Origin of the sequence: Micromonospora sp. CA-248212 (assembly GCF_050948405.1) — a bacterium.
In the GTDB taxonomy this organism is placed as follows: Bacteria; Actinomycetota; Actinomycetes; order Mycobacteriales; family Micromonosporaceae; genus Micromonospora.
Genome location: NZ_CP192023.1, coordinates 460,588 through 476,075 on the forward strand (window position 1 = coordinate 460,588; position 15,488 = coordinate 476,075).

Sequence of the window (15,488 nt, forward strand, 5' to 3'; positions counted from 1 at the left end):
TCGCCGAAGTGGGGGTGTTCGGGCCGCCTTGATAGCCCCACTTCGGTGAAGTCGTGTCGATCTTGCCCGCCGGCGGCCGGGTGGCCCGGGTCGCGTTGCGGGCGGGTGTGGGCCGATCAGCCCGCTGGGATCGCTAGCGTGGCGGGGTGACCACCGACCCGCTCGCCCCGCTGCTCGCGCTCGCCGACATCGCGCCCGCCGTCGACCGGGCCCGCGAACACTTCGACCGGGCGCTCGGGCACCGCGCGCTGCGCCGCAGCGGCGGCCAGGTCGCGGCCGAGGTCGGCCTCCGCTCGGCGGTGGCCAGCGCCGCGCTCGAAGGGGCCGTGCACGAGCGCGAGGAGGTACGCGCCGGCACCGTCACCGAGCCGGTGCTCCAGGGGGCGCTACGGGTCGCCGGGGCCCTGCCCGGTCTGAGCGAACTCTGGCCGAAGGCGCCCCGGCAGGCCCTCGCCCGGCTGCACGTCCTCGCCGCCCGGGACATCGTGCCGGAGGCCGAGCTGGGTCGTCCGGTCGCCGATCCGGTGGTCGCCGCCCGCCTCGACGGGTTGGCCGGGCTGGTGGCCGGCGGGACGAAGGTCTCCCCGCTGGTGCTCGCCGCCGTCGTACACGGAGAACTGCTCAACCTACGTCCGTTCGCCGGACCGTCCGGCGTGGTGGCGCGCGGCGCCGCCCGGCTGGTGCTGCTCGCCAGCGGCCTCGACCCGCGCGGGCTGCTCGCCGTGGACGTCGGTCACGCCGAACGCGAGCCCGAGTACGTCGGCGCGGCCGGCGCGTTCGCCACCGGCACCCCGGACGGACTGCGCTCCTGGCTGCGCCACTACATGACGGCCGTCGAGGTCGGCGCCGACCAGCTCACCACCATCGGCGACGACATTCTCGCCGCCGCGTGAGCGGTGGCTCAGTCCCGCCGCGTCGCCCGGTTGACCTTGGCCTGTAGCGCGCGGCGGGCGATCGGCCCCAGATCGTCGACGATCTCCATGAGGAGCGCGAGCTGGTCGAGCGCGGCCATCGCCCGGTCCGCGCCGGCCGGGTCCACCCCGTCGTAGAGTTCCAGCCCGATGAACGCGGCCGAGACCGCGCGAGCCAGGCCGGGCACGTCGGCCACCTCGGCGAACGGTGACCCGGCGAGCAGCCTCCGCAGGACCTGCTCGATCTCGTCCACCCAGAGTTGGAGCGCACCGGCGGTGGGGGCGGCCATCCGCTGGTCCGCCTGTGCGCCCGCCAACATCTGGGCCAGGAAGGTGACGTTGCCGAGTTGCCGTTCCTCCTCGTGCAGCGCCCGCCCGACCGCGAGCAGCTCGCGCAGCGAACCGGCCGAGGCCAGCCGCGCCGACCAGTGCTCGACCCGCTCGGCGGTGCTGACCCGGCAGGCCGCCGCGAGCAGGTCGTCCACCGTGCCGAAGTGGTAGAAGACCAGCGCCTGGTTCACGCCGGCGGCGGCGGCGATGGTGCGGGCCGAGACGCCGGCGATGCCGTGCTCCCGAATGGCGGCGATGGCGCCGTCGAGGAGACGCTGCTTGGTGTCGGACATGGCTCTCCTCTCGGACGGGCCGGATGCGGCGGTGCGATCATCGCATCGGTGAGCAGTTGAGCCAGCCAGGCGACCCCGGGCAGCCGTAACGTCCAGCCGACCAGAGCCCAACCGAGATGGATGTGTTCGAGCGATCGGGCGACGGCGGCCACCCCCCGTTCCCGGTGGCCGTCGCCGCCCACGTACTCCGCCCGCCACAGCACGCGCTCGTGCTCCCGGGCCGCCCGGATCCGCAGGCCGACCGGATGCCGCCGGGCCAGCATCCGCCAGGTGGCCGCGCAGGGTCCGCAGTCGTCGTCCAGCCAGAGCACGGCCGGCTCTTGCGAGGGGTACGGCCGCCAGCGGGGCCACCAGTCGCGTACCTGCCGCCGGTAGGACCGCCAGGAATCGCCGTACCGCGTGCGCAGGTCGTGTTGCTCGTGTGGCCCGGCCACCGCCGCGCTGAAGGCCGTCGCCGACACCGCCCCCAGCGCCAGGGCGACGCTCCCGGTGACCGCCGCGGTGAACAGCAACAGCGCCACGGCGACGAGCTGCATCGGGTTGGCCAGGTACGCGTACGGGCCGGTGGTGACCAGCCGCCGCGGCGGATCCCACGGATAGGGCGTACCGCCGCCCCGGACGGCGAACTCCGCGACGGCGGCCAGCGCCGGCACGGCCACCAGCAGGGCCAACTGCGCGACGACCAGGATTCCGGTGCGGTCCAGCGCGATGAGGCCGGCCCATGACCCGTCGCCGACCTCGAACGCCAGGGTGGGGACGAACCAGAGCAGCAGGGCCGCGAAGACGCCAACCTGCAGGAGGGTCCGTGCGCCCAGGTGCCGGCGGTCGGCGCAGAGGCGACCGAGCAGTTGAGCGGGCAGCGCCACCGCGAACAGGCCGACGACCTCCCCGACGAGCCAGTGCGGACCGAGGCTGACCAGCGGGTGCAGCGCCGGCATCGCCACCGCGTCGACCCAGAGGAGCAGACCCAGCGCGACCGGCAGCGGCAGCGCCCGCCGGAGCAGCACCGGCAACGGGCCCCAGAGGGCCGCCCAGCCGATCCAGAGGTCCACCGGCATTCCCCGGTACGCGCCGTCGACCGGAGCGAAGGCGTACCAGCCGGTGCGGCGGGCGACCTCGTGCAGCGCCGCGATGCCGATCCCGGCGGCCAGGAACGCCAGCAGCCCCGCGGCCCGGACGGACCGGTCCCGCTCCCGAGCGCCGACGGCCAGCACGGCGGCCAGCGGCACGGCGAGGCTCAGCCAGCGGGCGACGGTCATTCGAGCGCCAGCATGTCGAGCAGGTGCCCCACTCCGGCGCCGAGCAGCACCTGCTGGATCGGCCCGAAGTACCAGGACGGGTCGAGGCCCCGCGTGTAGTCGACCCGGACCCGGATCTCGGTGTGCCCGGGGTCGACCGCCCGCCATCTCAGCTCCGCGTGCCGCCAGGTGAACCAGCGCGCGGTGATGGAGCTGTCCTCGACGAAGTCGAAGCCCACCTGCCCCGGCGCGGCGCTCTCCACCTCGGCGAGCAGGTGGCCGCCGGGTCCGTGCGCGCTGCCGTGGTAACCGAACATCCACCGGTCGCCGATGTCGAGCCCGTCGCCGGTGACCTGTCCGGGCGTCGGTACGCCGAGGAGCCGCAGCGGCACCGACCGGACGTCGGTCGGGCGGGGACCGGCAGTGAGACGTTCGGCCACCTGGTCCACCGGGAGCCCGACGACCCGGGTCACCTCGACCGTCTGGTCCGGAGCCACCCGGGGAGCGATGCCCGTGCCCTCCAGGCCGGGCAGGAGCAGCAGGGGGACGGCCACGACGACGTACGGGCGGCTCGCCTCCCGCAGGGCGCGGATCAGCGCGGTGGTCCCGTGCGCCACCGCGTAGACCAGCGGGGCGGCCAGCAGGACACAGATCGCGCCCTCGTGCAGGGCCACCGACGCCAGGAGCAGGGCCATCGTGGTGGCCGTGAAGACCCGCCCGTGAGCCGACCGGCGGGGTGCGAGCGCGAGGGCGGCGGCCAGGAGCACCGGGAGCGCGACGAAGAGCACCGCGCTGTCGGCTCGGCCCTGCCGCACCACCACGACGAAGACGACCGCTCCGAAGAGGGTGATCAGCCCGGCCAGGATCCAGTGCGCCCTCGTTCTGCGTGGTGTCGGTGCGCTGTCGTCGTCGGTCATGCGAATCTCCCCGTCTTGAGCGGTCGCTCAAACCGAGGGTACGTCTTTTTGAGCGACCGCTCAATACGGCGTGGGACCGGGGATGACGAACTGTGTCGGATAGACGACTGTCGACGATGCCGGTGACAGCCTGAGGGTGAGCGCCGAGAGAGCGGATGCCTACCGAGGGTGGCGTCTCCGGCGAGTGCCGAGGCCGTGCGTTGCCCGGACGGGCTCGGTCAGGCCGTGGCGGCGGCGCGCGTGCGGCGGTGCCGGCCGTACCAGGCGATGCCGATCGCCACTCCCACACCGACCCCCAGCGCGGCCGCCGCCACCGGGACGGCCGGCCGCTCCCGCCAACGGCGGCCCAGCGGAATCGGATGCCGGAACTCCAGCACCGGCCAGGCGTTCTCCGAGGCCAGCTTGCGGAGCTGCCGGTCCGGGTTGACCACGCTCGGGTGCCCCACGCACTCCAGCAGAGGACGATCGCTGTACGAGTCGGAGTAGGCGTACGAGTCGGCCAGGTCGTAGTCCCGGGCGGCGGCCAACTCGGTGACCGCCTCGACCTTGCTCGGGCCGGCCGCGTAGAACTCGACCTCACCGCTGTAACGGCCGTCCCGCACCGTCATCCGGGTGGCGATCACGTCGGTCACCCCGAGCAGCTCGCCGATCGGGCGGACCATCTCCTCGCCGGACGCCGACACCAGCACCACGTCCCGCCCGGCCGCCTGGTGCTCCTCGATCAGGGCGGCGGCCTCGGCGTACACATAGGGGTTGATCAGCTCGTGAAGCGTCTCCGCGACGATCTGGCGGACCTGTTCTACCTGCCAGCCCTTGCAGAGCGCGGCCAGGTAGTCCCGTGTTCGGGCCATGGTCTGCTCGTCGGTGCCGCCCAGCCGGAACATCAGCTGCGCGTACGCCGACTTGACCACGTCACGCCGAGTGATCAGCCCGTCCCGGTAGAACGGCCGACCGAACGCCAGGGCGCTCGACTTGGCGATGACGGTCTTGTCCAGATCGAAGAAAGCGGCACTTCGGCCCACGGCGCGAAAGTCTAGCCGGATGGTCTATCGTCGGCGGGTGCCCGGGGTCAGGCCACCCCTTGGACCTGCGGACGGGCGCCCCCACCACCGCTCAGCGTGACCGTGCTCACATTCGGCGAGGAGATTTTCGCGCTGAGTGGAGTGAACACCACTCGACGTGACGGGCCCGCTCAGGCAGACTTGTCCGCACGACGTGCTTTCACATACCCGAAACAGACAGGCCCTCGGCGGTTGCACCCCCCGTGACCGCTGAGTGGTTCGGCTCGACCCCCCCGGAGCCGAACCGTTGACGACCCCCGTCTCCCCCCGACGGGGGTCGTCCCTTTGCAGGGAGCGCTCCCGGACGTCACCGCCCCCCCGTTCCTCCCCTCGCCCCGCCCCCGCCGATGAAGCGCCGGATTCGGCACCCCCTCGAAGTCGCCCACCCCCACCCCGTCGATCTTGCACTTTCTGTCGTCAACATGAGCGGGATGCCCTTTATGCGGCCACCGAAAGTGCAAGATCGCGGGTAACCACCGCCCGATCTCGTCGATCATGGAGTTGTGGTGCCGGGTCTGGGGATTTTTGGGTGCTTTGTCACCCGCCACAACTTCATGATCGACGGGTGGGGCGAGGGCTGCGTACGGCGGAGCGGAGGTCGATCCTGCCACCCTTCATCGATGCCGAGCCCAGGTCGCTGGTGGATTACGAGCTGGGCTGGGCCGTGCCTTCAGTCCGTTAAGTGACGAGGGTTCTGCGCCGACGGCGGACAGGACAGGCGCCGTGGACCTCGCGTCCTCGATGGAGCGGTAATCGTCGAGCCTTTCGCGACACAAGTCCGGGTGGAAGTCGCCGAGGCAGTGGGGGTTCGGGTGGGTCCACCGGGGAAGCGCGACGAGGTCTGGTTCACCAGCCTCTACGCCGCCGAGTACGCGCACATCGTCCGGTACGGCCTGCGCCGCCTCGGCGACGCCGACGCGTCGGCGGAACTCGCCCAGGAGGTGTTCGTCGTCGCGTGGCGGCGGCGTCGGGAGGTGCCGGACCGCAGCCTGCCCTGGCTGTACGGGGTGGCCCGGCGCCTGTTGGCCAACCAGTGGCGCTCCCGGCGGGCCGCACCGGATCTGCTGCCGATCGCGGATGCCGACCTGGCGCGGGTGGCCGATCCGTCCGGTGCGGACACGACCGTGGGGGTCGCCGACATCCGGGCCGCGCTGGCGACCCTCAACGACCTCGACCAGGAGATCCTGCGGCTCGTCGGCTGGGAGGAGTTGACGGTGTCCGAGGCCGCGCAGGTCCTCGGCTGCACCCGGACGACCACGGCGGTGCGCCTGCACCGCGCTCGCCGTCGACTGACCGTGGCGATGTCGAGCCGCCCGGTCCGTCCCCGCCGCCCACTGATGGCGACCACGCGAGAGGAGCTGTGATGTTTTCGGTGGCCCGTACCCGTACCCTCATCGGCCCGGCCGATCCGGCTCGGAGCGCGACCGTCGCACCGCCCTCGGTCGCGGCCCACGAGTTGATCGATCGTGCCGGTGTCGCCGAGGCGGCGGCGCATCGTCGCGTACGCCCGACTCGCCGGCTCGTCCTGACGGCCGGGACGCTCGCGGTGGCGGCCGGCGCCGCGGCCGCACTGCGGCCGTCCGGCGAGCGCACGCCCGACGTCCCGGGCGGGCCCGGGGACGCGGCCGGGCTGGTGCTCGTGCCGGTCGCCTACCAGTTCGACGCCGACCCGCCGGCCGCCGGCCCTCGGCTGCGCACGCTGGCCAGCAAGATCAAGGACGCGGGGTACGACAACCGCGGCGGACGCTACATGTACCACCACACGAAGGTGTGGGGTGACCCGGTGATGAGTTCGCCCGACGACCGTTACCACGTCGCCTTTGTCGGCGAGACGAAGGTGTGGCAGGCCGCGGACGGGACCGGCAGCCAGGCCAACACCCAGCAGGAGCCGCAGTACCCCGACGAGAAGTCCCAGGCGTACTGGCGGCGCAAACTCCCGCAGGGCCCGGCCGATTCTGCCGAGTCGTCGCTGATTCCGCTGCCGCCGATGGAGCTGACGCCACCACCGGCCGATCCGGTGCGACTGCGGGAACTGCTCAAGATTGAGTACGGCCCGGGATCGGCGAGCAAGGCGGTCGGCGCGCTCTACGCGCGGTACGTCATACCGCGCGCCACCCGGGCGGAGATCCTGCGCGTCCTCGCCGACCTGCCCGGCCTGCGCTGGCGGGGGCAGGTGACCGACCGCGCCGGTCGGGCCGGTGTCGCGGTCACCTACGACGACCGGGAACACGACGCCCAGTCCCTCCTGATCTTCGATGCGGACACGGGTGGCCTGCTCGCCCACGAGATGCTGACGCTCACGCCGGTACGGCTCAACGCATACCAGATGATCATCGACACCGCCTGGACCGACCGCGTCGGCTGACCAGCGATTTCTGGGGCCGCTCTCGCGGGAGCGGCCCTGCGGTGTTTTTGCGGCAGCGCCGCCAGCTGCACGAACACCAGTGCGCATAGCAGATCAACCGTCTCGGCGGGCGTTGTCCACAGGCCCCTGAGTTGTCCACAGGCGGCCGGGTCGAGGGCGTCGTTCGGGGTTCGTCGCGAGCAGGGTCGGTGGTGCATCCGATCCCGACCGCTGGAGGCCGCGATGGCACCCCGTACCTCCGTCCCGCCGATCCGACGGCTCCCACTGGTCGTCACCGGGGACGGCGACCTGCTCGACGACCTGCTCCGGCTCGCCGCCGCCGGCGGGACCGAGGTGGAACTCGCCGCCGACCCGGCCGCGGCACGCACCCGCTGGACCTCCGCGCCGCTGGTGCTGCTAGGTGTCGACCAGTCGCGGGCGTGTCTGCGGGCCCGGCTACCGAAGCGGCCCCGGTTGGTGCTCGTCGGCCGGGCCGGTCAGATCGACCCCGGCTGGCAGATCGCCGAGCTGATCGGCGCCGAACACGTCGCCGCGCTGCCCGCCGCCGAGCCGTGGCTCGTGGACCGCCTGGCGGAGCACGGCCCAGACCAGCCGGACGGCCCGGGTGCGCGGGTCGTCGCGCTGTTCGGTGGCCGAGGTGGCGCCGGGGCGAGCGTGCTCGCCGGCGGGCTCGCCGTGACCGCCGCGCGGGCCCGACTGCGCACCCTGCTCATCGACGCCGATCCGCTCGGCGGTGGCCTCGATCTCGTCCTCGGCTGGGAGCAGTTGGAAGGGCTGCGCTGGCCGTCACTCACCAGCGCGGACGGGCGGGTGGACGCACCCGCGCTGGTCCAGGCCCTGCCCAGTCGAGGCGACCTGGTGGTGCTCTCCTGGGACCGCGGCGAGATGCTGGCGCTGCCCGCCGCAGCCATGGCGGCGACCGTCGACGCCGCCCACCGGGGCCGGGACTTCGTGGTGATCGACCTGCCCCGGCAGCTCGACGACGCCGCCGTGGTCGCGTTGCAGGCGGCCGACCAGGCGTTCGTCGTCGTACCGGCGGAGTTGCGTGCCACCGCGGCCGCCGCCCGGGTGGTGGCCGTGGCCGCACCACACTGCGACGCACTCTCGGTCGTGGTGCGCGGGCCCGCCCCCGGCCGGCTGCGCGCCACCGAGGTGGCACGGGCCCTCGGGCTTCCCCTCGCCGGCACGCTGCGCCCCGAGCCGGGGCTCTGCCGGGGCCTCGAACGCGGCGAGGCCCCGGCGGCGGCGGGCAAGGGTCCGCTCGCCGCCCTGTGCCAGCGGATCGTCGCGGACCTCACCGGCGCCACGACCGGTGCGGCATGAGCGGCCAGCCGGAGGACACCTCCTTCGCGGCCCGGGTGCGGCAGCGGATCGTCGCCGCCACCGACCCGGTCACCCCGGCGGCGATCGTCTCCGCCGTACGTGCCGAACCCACCGCTGCCGTGCTGGGCGACACCGCCGTCCTGCGGATCGCCGACCGGGTGCACGACGACCTCGTCGGCGCCGGACCACTCGCCCCACTGCTGACCGACCCAGAGGTGACCGACGTCCTGGTCAACGGCGTACGCGTCTGGGTCGACCGGGGTGCGGGGCTGCACCAGGTGGCGATCCCGGTCGGCTCGGTCGACGACGTCCGGCGGTTGGCGCAGCGGCTCATCGCCAGCGCGGGTCGGCGGCTCGACGACGGCTCCCCGTTCGCGGACGCCCGCCTGCCCGACGGCACCCGCCTGCACGCCGTACTGCCTCCGGTGGCGACCGAGGGTCCCTACCTGTCCCTGCGGACGTTCCGGCATCGCCCGTACACGCTCGACGAGCTGGTGAGCCAGGGGACGGTGCCGCGACCGGTGGCACCGCTGCTCGCCGCGGTCGTCGCGGCCCGGTTGGCGTACCTGGTCACCGGCGGCACGGGCTCGGGCAAGACGACCCTGCTCAACACTCTGCTCGGGTTGGTGCCAGCCACCGAACGGATCGTCCTGGTCGAGGACGCGGCAGAGCTCCAGCCGGGGCATCCGCACGTGGTCGGGCTGCAGGCCCGTACCGCCAACGTCGAGGGGACGGGCGTGGTCAGCCTCGGAGACCTGGTCCGGCAGGCGCTGCGAATGCGTCCGGACCGCCTGGTCGTCGGGGAGTGCCGGGGCGCAGAGGTGGTCGACCTGCTGGCCGCGTTGAACACGGGTCACGACGGCGGTGCCGGCACGCTGCATGCCAACACCCCGTCCGACGTGCCGGCCCGGCTGGAGGCGCTCGGCATGCTCGGTGGTCTGCCCCGCGCCGCGCTGCACGCCCAGGTGGTCGCCGCGCTTCAGGTGCTGCTCCAGGTGCGTCGCGGCGATCAGGGCCGCGTCCTCGAATCGATCTGTCTGCTGCTCCCCGAAGGGCCGGAACGCCTGGCCACCGTGGTGCCCGCCTGGGTACGTGGACGAGGCCTGGGGCTGGCCGCCCGTACGTTCGGCGCGCTGCTGCGGGACCGGGGCGTCGCGGTCCCGCCGATCCTCACCGAGCCGTGGCCCGGATCGGCAGGTCCGGCATGAACGCCACGATGTCGCTGGTCGCGGCGCTGCTGCTGTCCACCGCGATCCTGATGATCTGGCGGACGAAGAGCATCAGAGACCGTCGGCGTCGGGTGCTGGCCCCGACCCGGCGTGCCACCGGTGTCGACCCGGACGACGCCCTGGTCGAGTGGATCCGGGACCTCGCTCGCGGGCAGGACCGGCCGACCGACGACCTCGGCGGCACGGCCGCCTCGGCTGACCCGGGTGCGCTCGTGCAGCCGGCGACCGGCAGCGGACGCACGGCCGTCGCCTGGTCCACCCGGGACCTCGACGACAGCCCCGGCCGTTCGAGGGTGACCGGTGGACCCGAGGACCCACCCGACCGGCCGGCCCGGCACGTCCGCCGGCCCGCCGGGACTCGCGCCGCCCGGCTGCCATTGCCAGGCCCGAGGCCGGAGCCCCGGCGGCCGTCGCTTCCCCGCACCACGAGGCCGGCAGGCTGTTCGCCGACCAGGCAGACCAGAGGGCCGGCGGGCTGTTCGCCGACCAGGCGGGTCATCGGGCCGGCGGGCTGTCGGCGGGGCCGGCAGGCCGCGAGACCGACAGGCCGCTCGCGGACCAGCCGGACCATGGTGCCGGCGGACTGTTCGTGGGGCCGGCGGGCCACGAGCCGGACAGGCCGGTCTCGACCCTTCTGGTACGCGCGCGACGGTCACCGCGTCGGGTGCTGCTCCTGGCCGGTCTGGTGGGAGCAGGTGTCGGAGCCGTGTCCGGCGGGCCGGTGGCCGCCGTGGCGATGGCCGGCTACGGCACGCTCGCTATCCGCGCTCTGCTGCGCTGGAGAACGAATCGGCAGGTCGAGCTTAATCGACGGCGCGGCCTGGACCTGCTGTGCGGCCTGGCGGCCGACCTTCGGGCGGGTTCGCCCATGCCGCCGACCCTCGAGATCACCTCCGTCGCGGGAGCATCGATGGCCGGCGTCGATCGGCTTCGCGACCTGACCTCGGCCGCCGTGCGGCTGGCGGACCGGACTGGCGCGCCGCTGGCGGAGCTGATCGAGCGGATCGAGGCGGATGCCCGTGCGACCGACCGTGGGCTGGCCGCCGCAGCGGCACAGGCGGCTGGCGCACGCGCCACCGCCTGGTTGCTGGCTGCTCTGCCGATTGGTGGGATCGGGCTCGGCTACGGGATCGGGGTCGACCCCCTGGCGGTGCTCCTGCACGACACGGTCGGTGGGGTGTGCGCGGTCCTCGCCGTCGCCCTGCAGATCGTCGGTCTCTTCTGGGCTGAGCGGCTGGGCGCTGGGCCGGGGCGGACCACCTGATGTCCCCGGTGTTGTCCACTCGCGGGACTGCGGGCATACGCCGCCGTCCGGATGCGATCCGGCTCGCGGCAGGCATGGCCGGGCTTGCCGTGGCAGTGGTTGTCGAGGGCTGGTTCGGATGGCTGGGCGCCGTTCCGGTCGCCGTCCTGCTGGATGTGTCGCTGCGGCGGATCGAGCCTCCCGCCGTACGCAACCAGCGGCTTCGGGAGGCCGCCGACCTGCCGCTCGCCGCCGACCTCCTGGCGGCGGCGATGCGGGCCGGTGCGCCGGTGGACCGCTCGGTCCTGGCGGTGGCCGAGGCGTTGGACGGCCCGCTGGCCACCCGACTGGCCCGGGTGGGCCGCACGTTGCTCCTCGGTGGCGGCCCAGCGGAGGCGTGGTCGGCGTTGGACGGTGTGCCAGGGGCGGATCGGCTTGCCGCAGCGGCGTTCCGCTCGGCCAACAGCGGCGCGGCGCTGGCCGGTGCGCTGACCCGTCTCGCCGACGACCTGCGGGCCGACCGGGCCACCGCCGCCGAGGCGTCGGCCCGTCGGGCGGGCGTCCTCATCGTGCTGCCACTGGGGCTCTGCTTCCTGCCCGCGTTCATTCTCGCCGGCCTGGTGCCGGTGATCGTCGCCGTTCTCGGCGACGTGCTCTGACCCATCGAGGAAGGGAAGACCCATGCGCAAACTCATCGCCCGACTGCGCGGCGACGACGGAATGAACACCGCCGAATACGCGGTCGGCACGCTCGCCGCGGTGGCCTTCGCGGGGATCCTGTTGAAGGTGCTGACCTCCGGCAACGTCCAGTCCGCGCTGACCGCGGTCATCGACCGGGCACTCAAGTGATCAGGCGCCGGCAGGTCGACCGTACGCGGAACGCTCCCGGGCGCGCGTCCGACGGCGGCCGGCGGGCCCACATCGTCGGCGGCGAGCGGGGATCCTTCACCGCCGAACTGGCGGCCGGCCTGCCGGCGCTTCTCCTGCTGCTGCTCGCCGGCCTGACGGCGGTGAACGCCGTCAGCACACAGGCGAGTTGCCTGCACACCGCCCGCGAAGCCGCGCTCGCCGCCGCCCGGGGCGCCGGCAACGCGGACGGCGCACAGGTCGCACCACCGGGGGCAGAGGTGTCGGTGTCCTTCGACGGCGACCGGGTGCAGGCGACCGTCCGCGCACCCGTCCGTGCGCTGGGCGGCCGGCTACCACGGGTCACCGTGGCAGCCACCGCCGTCGCAGCGGTGGAACCGGGTGCCGACGAGGGGACTGGGTGATGGGCCGCTCGGGCGCGGACCGGGGCGGGGCGACGGTCCTGCTGCTCGCTCTGGGGCTCGTGTTCGTGCTGGTCGGGACATTCGGCGCGGCCGTCGCCGCGACCGGGATGGCGTCCCAGCGCGCGGCGGTGGCCGCTGATCTCGGCGCGCTGGCCGGTGCTACCCGAGCGCTCGACGGCGACCTGGCGGCGTGCGCGTACGCCACGGACATCGCCCAGCGCAACGACGGCCGGATAGTGGACTGCGTCGTCGACGGGCTGGACGTGCTGGTGACCGTCGAGGTGGCGTTCACGCCGATTCCGGGTCTGACCCGGGTCGCTGCGTCGACGGCCCGCGCCGGGCCGGTACGCGGCTGACGGCTCGGCCCAATCGGAACGGGTGCGAGCGCGTCGAACGGGCGTAGCCGGGGCGGCAGCCGAGTGGCCGGGACGGGATGGCTAACCCTGCCCCGGCCAATGGCCAAGGAACGACCGGAGGGCGCCGGTCGGGCGCGTCAGCGAGTCTGGAGCGCGTCGGGGGGCGACGGCCATGGCGATGACGAGGCGGCGGTCGATCTGCGGGTTCTGCGCCTCGACCGGCCGCGTTTCTCGGTCTGTCGACGTGAGGACTTCCCGGTATCTTTGCCCCATGGCTCTGGAGCGCCGTAATGCAGGCTTCGGGCGATCTCGACAGCCTGTCGATCGGTGAAGGCTCGACTAGTAGCGGCACACGTGCAGTCGGGCGGTCCTCCGTCGAGATCTTCGTCGAAGGGCTGTCGGCGGGTACCGACACCTTCACGGCCAAATACCGAGTGCAGCCACCGTCCGGCTCGCCGTCCGCCATGTTCCTCGACTGCGTGATCAAAGTGCAGCCGTACTGACCATGCCGGGGCGACCGGGTGCCCCCGACCGTGCCCCTCGTCGTCTCTGCGGTGAACTGAACACCCTTAGCCAGTACCTCCCATACACACGGATAGGGGGTGTTGGTCAGTGAGCGTGTTGCGCATTCAGCTACACTCATCGACGTCTCCCCTGAAGGATGCGCCCCCTGGAGGGCTGTTCTTCGGGACAAGGAGTGCGCAGGTGAATTGCTGCTCACTGCGGCAGCCTGCGCCCTGGCGCGGTCAGCCGACAGGCCGTTCGCCGGGTCAGATTTTCCTTATAAACGGACGTAGTAGTGCCCCCCTATATATCGGTGCCTCGAAGGTGCCAAGCAACATCTGAGATCTTGCTCAGTCGGCGCAGGACCTCGGCTTCACCAGTCTGCGTACTGGTCGAGCTGAGCCCTGTGCGCCTCACTCGACCAGAGTGAGGAGAGGCAAGCAGTGGGACTGTCCAGCATCGAACCCATCGCCGCAGCTAGTCCGCTGGTCGCTGTGGTAGTCGTGGGGCTTCCGGTAGCCGGCAAAGTCATCGTGGCCGGTATCGCCCTGAGGGGTGCTGACTCCAAAGACCGTGCCCCGATCGTGAAGGCCGTATCCGAGCTGTTCCGGTGGTGGCGTCGGTAAATTGTGTGGCGGATGACCGGGCAGGTGGTGCCTGCCCGGTCAGTCTTCGTCAGCCGGAGTGGGACGGTTCTTGGCGATCCACGCTCGCACGGCCTTGCCATCCCAGACGCGGCCCATGCTCAAGGTGGCCAGCGGGTCGGGGAACCCCTTGCGGCCCACGATGATCGTGGCGCGCTGCTTGCTGATCCCACCCAGCAAGTCGCGGATCTCGTCCAGCCCAAGCAACTCCATAACCTGACGGTAGGATCCTTGGGAATTGCATCAGACGGAACCGGGTGGGGCAACGCCTTGGAGGGTTGCCCTCGTACAACCCCCTGTGGTGCCATGGACACATGACCCGTCGTCGTGTCACTTTTGCGGAGTATCTGACGGCCGTAGCCATGACCCTGGCTCGCAGGCACAAGCCGGTGTGGTCGTGGATCAAGTGGCGGAACGTCTGCAAGTGCGGGAACGAGCTGCCCTGTCGGGCCAGGCACAAGATCCCGATCAACCGGGGTCACTGGCCGGGTGAGAGCTGATGACCACGCACGGTCCGGTGCTCCCGTTGTGGCTGTGCGAGGTGTGCGAACGACCCTGGCCCTGTTCCACCCGCCGCCTGGAGCTGTTGGACGAGTACGCCGCCTCGCCGATAGCCCTCCGCATCTACATGTGGTCGCACCTGACGGCGGCTACGCAGGACATGACCTGGGCTCCCGCCGACGCCGTGTACCGCCGGTTCCTCGGGTGGCTGTCGTGGAGCCGGCAGACGTCGTGTTGGTCGGGGCGGCCTGCTCGCCGCAGTTCACCGGGAACCGGGCGCTGATGCTGCGCATCGTGTCGGTCGGCGAGCCCGACCCGTACCACGACTGGATCTGGATCACCGGGTACGTGCTCGATCCGAGGGGCAACGCCACCGCCAAGCGCGAGGTGTACGTCATGAAGGCTGGGGTGGTCATCCAACGGCGAACCGCCCCGGCGGAGGTGCAACCGAGGCGGTCCAGTTCGCGCGTGCGGGCCCAAGCTGCGAGCCCTGCCCCGGCCCGCGGAGCCGAGGGGTGGGTGGTCGATGTGCCGGTCGGGTGCGTCAGCGAGCCTGGAGCGCGTCGAGGGCGACGGCCATGGCGATGACGAGGCGGCGGTCGATCTGCGGGTTCTGCACCTCGACGACGTACTTGTCGCGCAGGCCCCACTTCTTGACCACCGAGAAGACGGGCTGGCCGCCGGCGAGGAAGTCGAAGTGGTACGGCAGCCAGGAGAGCGAGTCGACGAACCGGCGCAGCAGCGCCACCGGCAGGCTCCGCTCCTGACCCGTCACCTGCGGCAGGCCGGCCTGCTCGACGTGCCACGTGGAGCGGAGCAGGGACTGGGCGAAGTCCTTGCGGAACAGGCCGATCGGGTTGCCGGCCGCGTCGGTGACGTCGTACGTGGCGCCGAGGTCGATGCGCTGGCGGGCCTTGAAACCGAGCAGGGGCTGCTGCTTGGAGTCGTCGGTGTAGATCGTCACCTGCTCCTTGAAGGCGAGCCGCTTCTGCTGCGCGAAGGCCAGCAGCTCGCCCTCGCTGCCGTCCGGCGCGACCGCGCGGACCTCGTACTGGTTGACCATCATCCGCAGCCGCTGGCGGATGTGGAACTGCTGCAGGGTCTGCAAGTTGTCGAGCTGCATCTGATCTCCTCAGGGGGTGTCGCGCCGGAGTCTCGCACAGCCGGGCAACCCCCGTCGGCCCACGCTCATCCGGCTCACCCACCCGACCAACCCGCGCACCCCGAACCGGCCACCCCGACCCCGGCCCACCCCGACCAGCTCGCCCCGACTGGCCCAGCCTGACCGGTCCGCCCGGCCGG

The 15,488-nt window shown here is 72.5% G+C and carries 18 protein-coding genes; 12 read left to right on the forward strand and 6 right to left on the reverse strand.

Going from position 1 to position 15,488, the window contains the following annotated elements:
- Positions 1-146: 146 nt before the first annotated feature.
- Positions 147-893 (forward strand): oxidoreductase, encoded by a 747-nt coding sequence (locus ACQP03_RS02160; protein ID WP_357123603.1) that lies wholly within the window; start codon positions 147-149, stop codon positions 891-893.
- An 8-nt stretch (positions 894-901) separates the two neighbouring features.
- Here ACQP03_RS02160 and ACQP03_RS02165 read toward each other — a convergent pair whose 3' ends face one another.
- From ACQP03_RS02165 to ACQP03_RS02180, 4 genes are all read right to left on the reverse strand, one after another.
- The gene (locus tag ACQP03_RS02165) at positions 902-1,534 is read right to left on the reverse strand and encodes a TetR/AcrR family transcriptional regulator (RefSeq protein ID WP_357123606.1); all 633 of its coding nucleotides are present in this window, start codon (positions 1,532-1,534) and stop codon (positions 902-904) included.
- The gene (locus tag ACQP03_RS02170; protein ID WP_357123609.1) at positions 1,429-2,793 is read right to left on the reverse strand and encodes a methyltransferase; all 1,365 of its coding nucleotides are present in this window, start codon (positions 2,791-2,793) and stop codon (positions 1,429-1,431) included. The genes ACQP03_RS02165 and ACQP03_RS02170 overlap by 106 nt, the downstream gene beginning before the upstream one ends.
- Entirely contained in the window at positions 2,790-3,689 is a 900-nt protein-coding gene (locus ACQP03_RS02175) for a hypothetical protein (RefSeq protein WP_433460051.1), read from the reverse strand. The genes ACQP03_RS02170 and ACQP03_RS02175 overlap by 4 nt, the downstream gene beginning before the upstream one ends.
- A 218-nt stretch (positions 3,690-3,907) precedes the next feature.
- Entirely contained in the window at positions 3,908-4,711 is an 804-nt protein-coding gene (locus ACQP03_RS02180; protein ID WP_357123615.1) for an HAD family hydrolase, read from the reverse strand.
- An 851-nt stretch (positions 4,712-5,562) separates the two neighbouring features.
- Between ACQP03_RS02180 and ACQP03_RS02185 the strand changes: the two genes are divergently transcribed.
- From ACQP03_RS02185 to ACQP03_RS02230, 10 genes are all read left to right on the forward strand, one after another.
- Complete coding sequence (locus ACQP03_RS02185; protein ID WP_433460055.1) at positions 5,563-6,114, forward strand: RNA polymerase sigma factor; 552 nt, start codon at positions 5,563-5,565, stop codon at positions 6,112-6,114.
- Positions 6,114-7,115 (forward strand): CU044_5270 family protein, encoded by a 1,002-nt coding sequence (locus ACQP03_RS02190; protein ID WP_433460058.1) that lies wholly within the window; start codon positions 6,114-6,116, stop codon positions 7,113-7,115. The genes ACQP03_RS02185 and ACQP03_RS02190 overlap by 1 nt, the downstream gene beginning before the upstream one ends.
- A gap of 222 nt (positions 7,116-7,337) precedes the next feature.
- Complete coding sequence (gene ssd, locus ACQP03_RS02195) at positions 7,338-8,438, forward strand: septum site-determining protein Ssd (RefSeq protein WP_357123635.1); 1,101 nt, start codon at positions 7,338-7,340, stop codon at positions 8,436-8,438.
- Positions 8,435-9,646, forward strand: coding sequence for a TadA family conjugal transfer-associated ATPase (locus tag ACQP03_RS02200; RefSeq protein ID WP_357123638.1), 1,212 nt, complete (start codon positions 8,435-8,437; stop codon positions 9,644-9,646). The genes ssd and ACQP03_RS02200 overlap by 4 nt, the downstream gene beginning before the upstream one ends.
- A gap of 271 nt (positions 9,647-9,917) precedes the next feature.
- Positions 9,918-10,931 carry a hypothetical protein gene (locus ACQP03_RS02205; protein ID WP_433461122.1) on the forward strand — a complete coding sequence of 338 codons (1,014 nt, stop codon included), beginning with the start codon at positions 9,918-9,920 and terminating at the stop codon, positions 10,929-10,931.
- Positions 10,931-11,569, forward strand: coding sequence for a type II secretion system F family protein (locus ACQP03_RS02210; protein WP_357123644.1), 639 nt, complete (start codon positions 10,931-10,933; stop codon positions 11,567-11,569). Before ACQP03_RS02205 ends, ACQP03_RS02210 begins: the two co-directional genes overlap by 1 nt.
- A 22-nt stretch (positions 11,570-11,591) precedes the next feature.
- Complete coding sequence (locus ACQP03_RS02215; protein ID WP_234584142.1) at positions 11,592-11,759, forward strand: DUF4244 domain-containing protein; 168 nt, start codon at positions 11,592-11,594, stop codon at positions 11,757-11,759.
- A complete protein-coding gene (locus ACQP03_RS02220; protein ID WP_396832129.1) occupies positions 11,759-12,181 on the forward strand; it encodes a TadE family type IV pilus minor pilin in 423 nt (140 codons plus the stop codon). Before ACQP03_RS02215 ends, ACQP03_RS02220 begins: the two co-directional genes overlap by 1 nt.
- Positions 12,181-12,537, forward strand: a complete 357-nt coding sequence (locus tag ACQP03_RS02225) for an Rv3654c family TadE-like protein (RefSeq protein WP_357124642.1) — start codon at positions 12,181-12,183, stop codon at positions 12,535-12,537. The genes ACQP03_RS02220 and ACQP03_RS02225 overlap by 1 nt, the downstream gene beginning before the upstream one ends.
- Positions 12,538-12,827: 290 nt before the next feature.
- Positions 12,828-13,040: a hypothetical protein gene (locus ACQP03_RS02230; RefSeq protein ID WP_357123648.1), complete on the forward strand. Its 213-nt coding sequence runs from the start codon at positions 12,828-12,830 to the stop codon at positions 13,038-13,040.
- A 666-nt stretch (positions 13,041-13,706) separates the two neighbouring features.
- Here the strand turns inward: ACQP03_RS02230 and ACQP03_RS02235 are convergent.
- On the reverse strand, positions 13,707-13,898 hold the full coding sequence (locus ACQP03_RS02235; RefSeq protein ID WP_357123651.1) for a hypothetical protein: 192 nt from the start codon (positions 13,896-13,898) through the stop codon (positions 13,707-13,709).
- Between the two features lie 286 nt (positions 13,899-14,184).
- On the opposite strand from ACQP03_RS02235, the gene ACQP03_RS02240 reads away from it, so the two are divergent.
- A complete protein-coding gene (locus ACQP03_RS02240; RefSeq protein WP_357123654.1) occupies positions 14,185-14,469 on the forward strand; it encodes a hypothetical protein in 285 nt (94 codons plus the stop codon).
- Between the two features lie 261 nt (positions 14,470-14,730).
- Here ACQP03_RS02240 and ACQP03_RS02245 read toward each other — a convergent pair whose 3' ends face one another.
- Positions 14,731-15,309 carry a hypothetical protein gene (locus ACQP03_RS02245; protein WP_357123657.1) on the reverse strand — a complete coding sequence of 193 codons (579 nt, stop codon included), beginning with the start codon at positions 15,307-15,309 and terminating at the stop codon, positions 14,731-14,733.
- Positions 15,310-15,488 lie beyond the last annotated feature (179 nt).

Coding starts and splice junctions, on each gene's coding strand:
- ACQP03_RS02215 (WP_234584142.1), top strand. CDS start 11,592: ATGCGCAAACTCATCGCCCGACTGCGCGGCGACGACGGAATGAACACC.
- ACQP03_RS02225 (WP_357124642.1), top strand. CDS start 12,181: ATGGGCCGCTCGGGCGCGGACCGGGGCGGGGCGACGGTCCTGCTGCTC.
- ACQP03_RS02200 (WP_357123638.1), top strand. CDS start 8,435: ATGAGCGGCCAGCCGGAGGACACCTCCTTCGCGGCCCGGGTGCGGCAG.
- ACQP03_RS02245 (WP_357123657.1), bottom strand. CDS start 15,309: ATGCAGCTCGACAACTTGCAGACCCTGCAGCAGTTCCACATCCGCCAG.
- ACQP03_RS02235 (WP_357123651.1), bottom strand. CDS start 13,898: ATGGAGTTGCTTGGGCTGGACGAGATCCGCGACTTGCTGGGTGGGATC.
- ssd (WP_357123635.1), top strand. CDS start 7,338: ATGGCACCCCGTACCTCCGTCCCGCCGATCCGACGGCTCCCACTGGTC.
- ACQP03_RS02175 (WP_433460051.1), bottom strand. CDS start 3,689: ATGACCGACGACGACAGCGCACCGACACCACGCAGAACGAGGGCGCAC.
- ACQP03_RS02230 (WP_357123648.1), top strand. CDS start 12,828: ATGCAGGCTTCGGGCGATCTCGACAGCCTGTCGATCGGTGAAGGCTCG.
- ACQP03_RS02165 (WP_357123606.1), bottom strand. CDS start 1,534: ATGTCCGACACCAAGCAGCGTCTCCTCGACGGCGCCATCGCCGCCATT.
- ACQP03_RS02240 (WP_357123654.1), top strand. CDS start 14,185: ATGACCACGCACGGTCCGGTGCTCCCGTTGTGGCTGTGCGAGGTGTGC.
- ACQP03_RS02210 (WP_357123644.1), top strand. CDS start 10,931: ATGTCCCCGGTGTTGTCCACTCGCGGGACTGCGGGCATACGCCGCCGT.
- ACQP03_RS02170 (WP_357123609.1), bottom strand. CDS start 2,793: ATGACCGTCGCCCGCTGGCTGAGCCTCGCCGTGCCGCTGGCCGCCGTG.
- ACQP03_RS02190 (WP_433460058.1), top strand. CDS start 6,114: ATGTTTTCGGTGGCCCGTACCCGTACCCTCATCGGCCCGGCCGATCCG.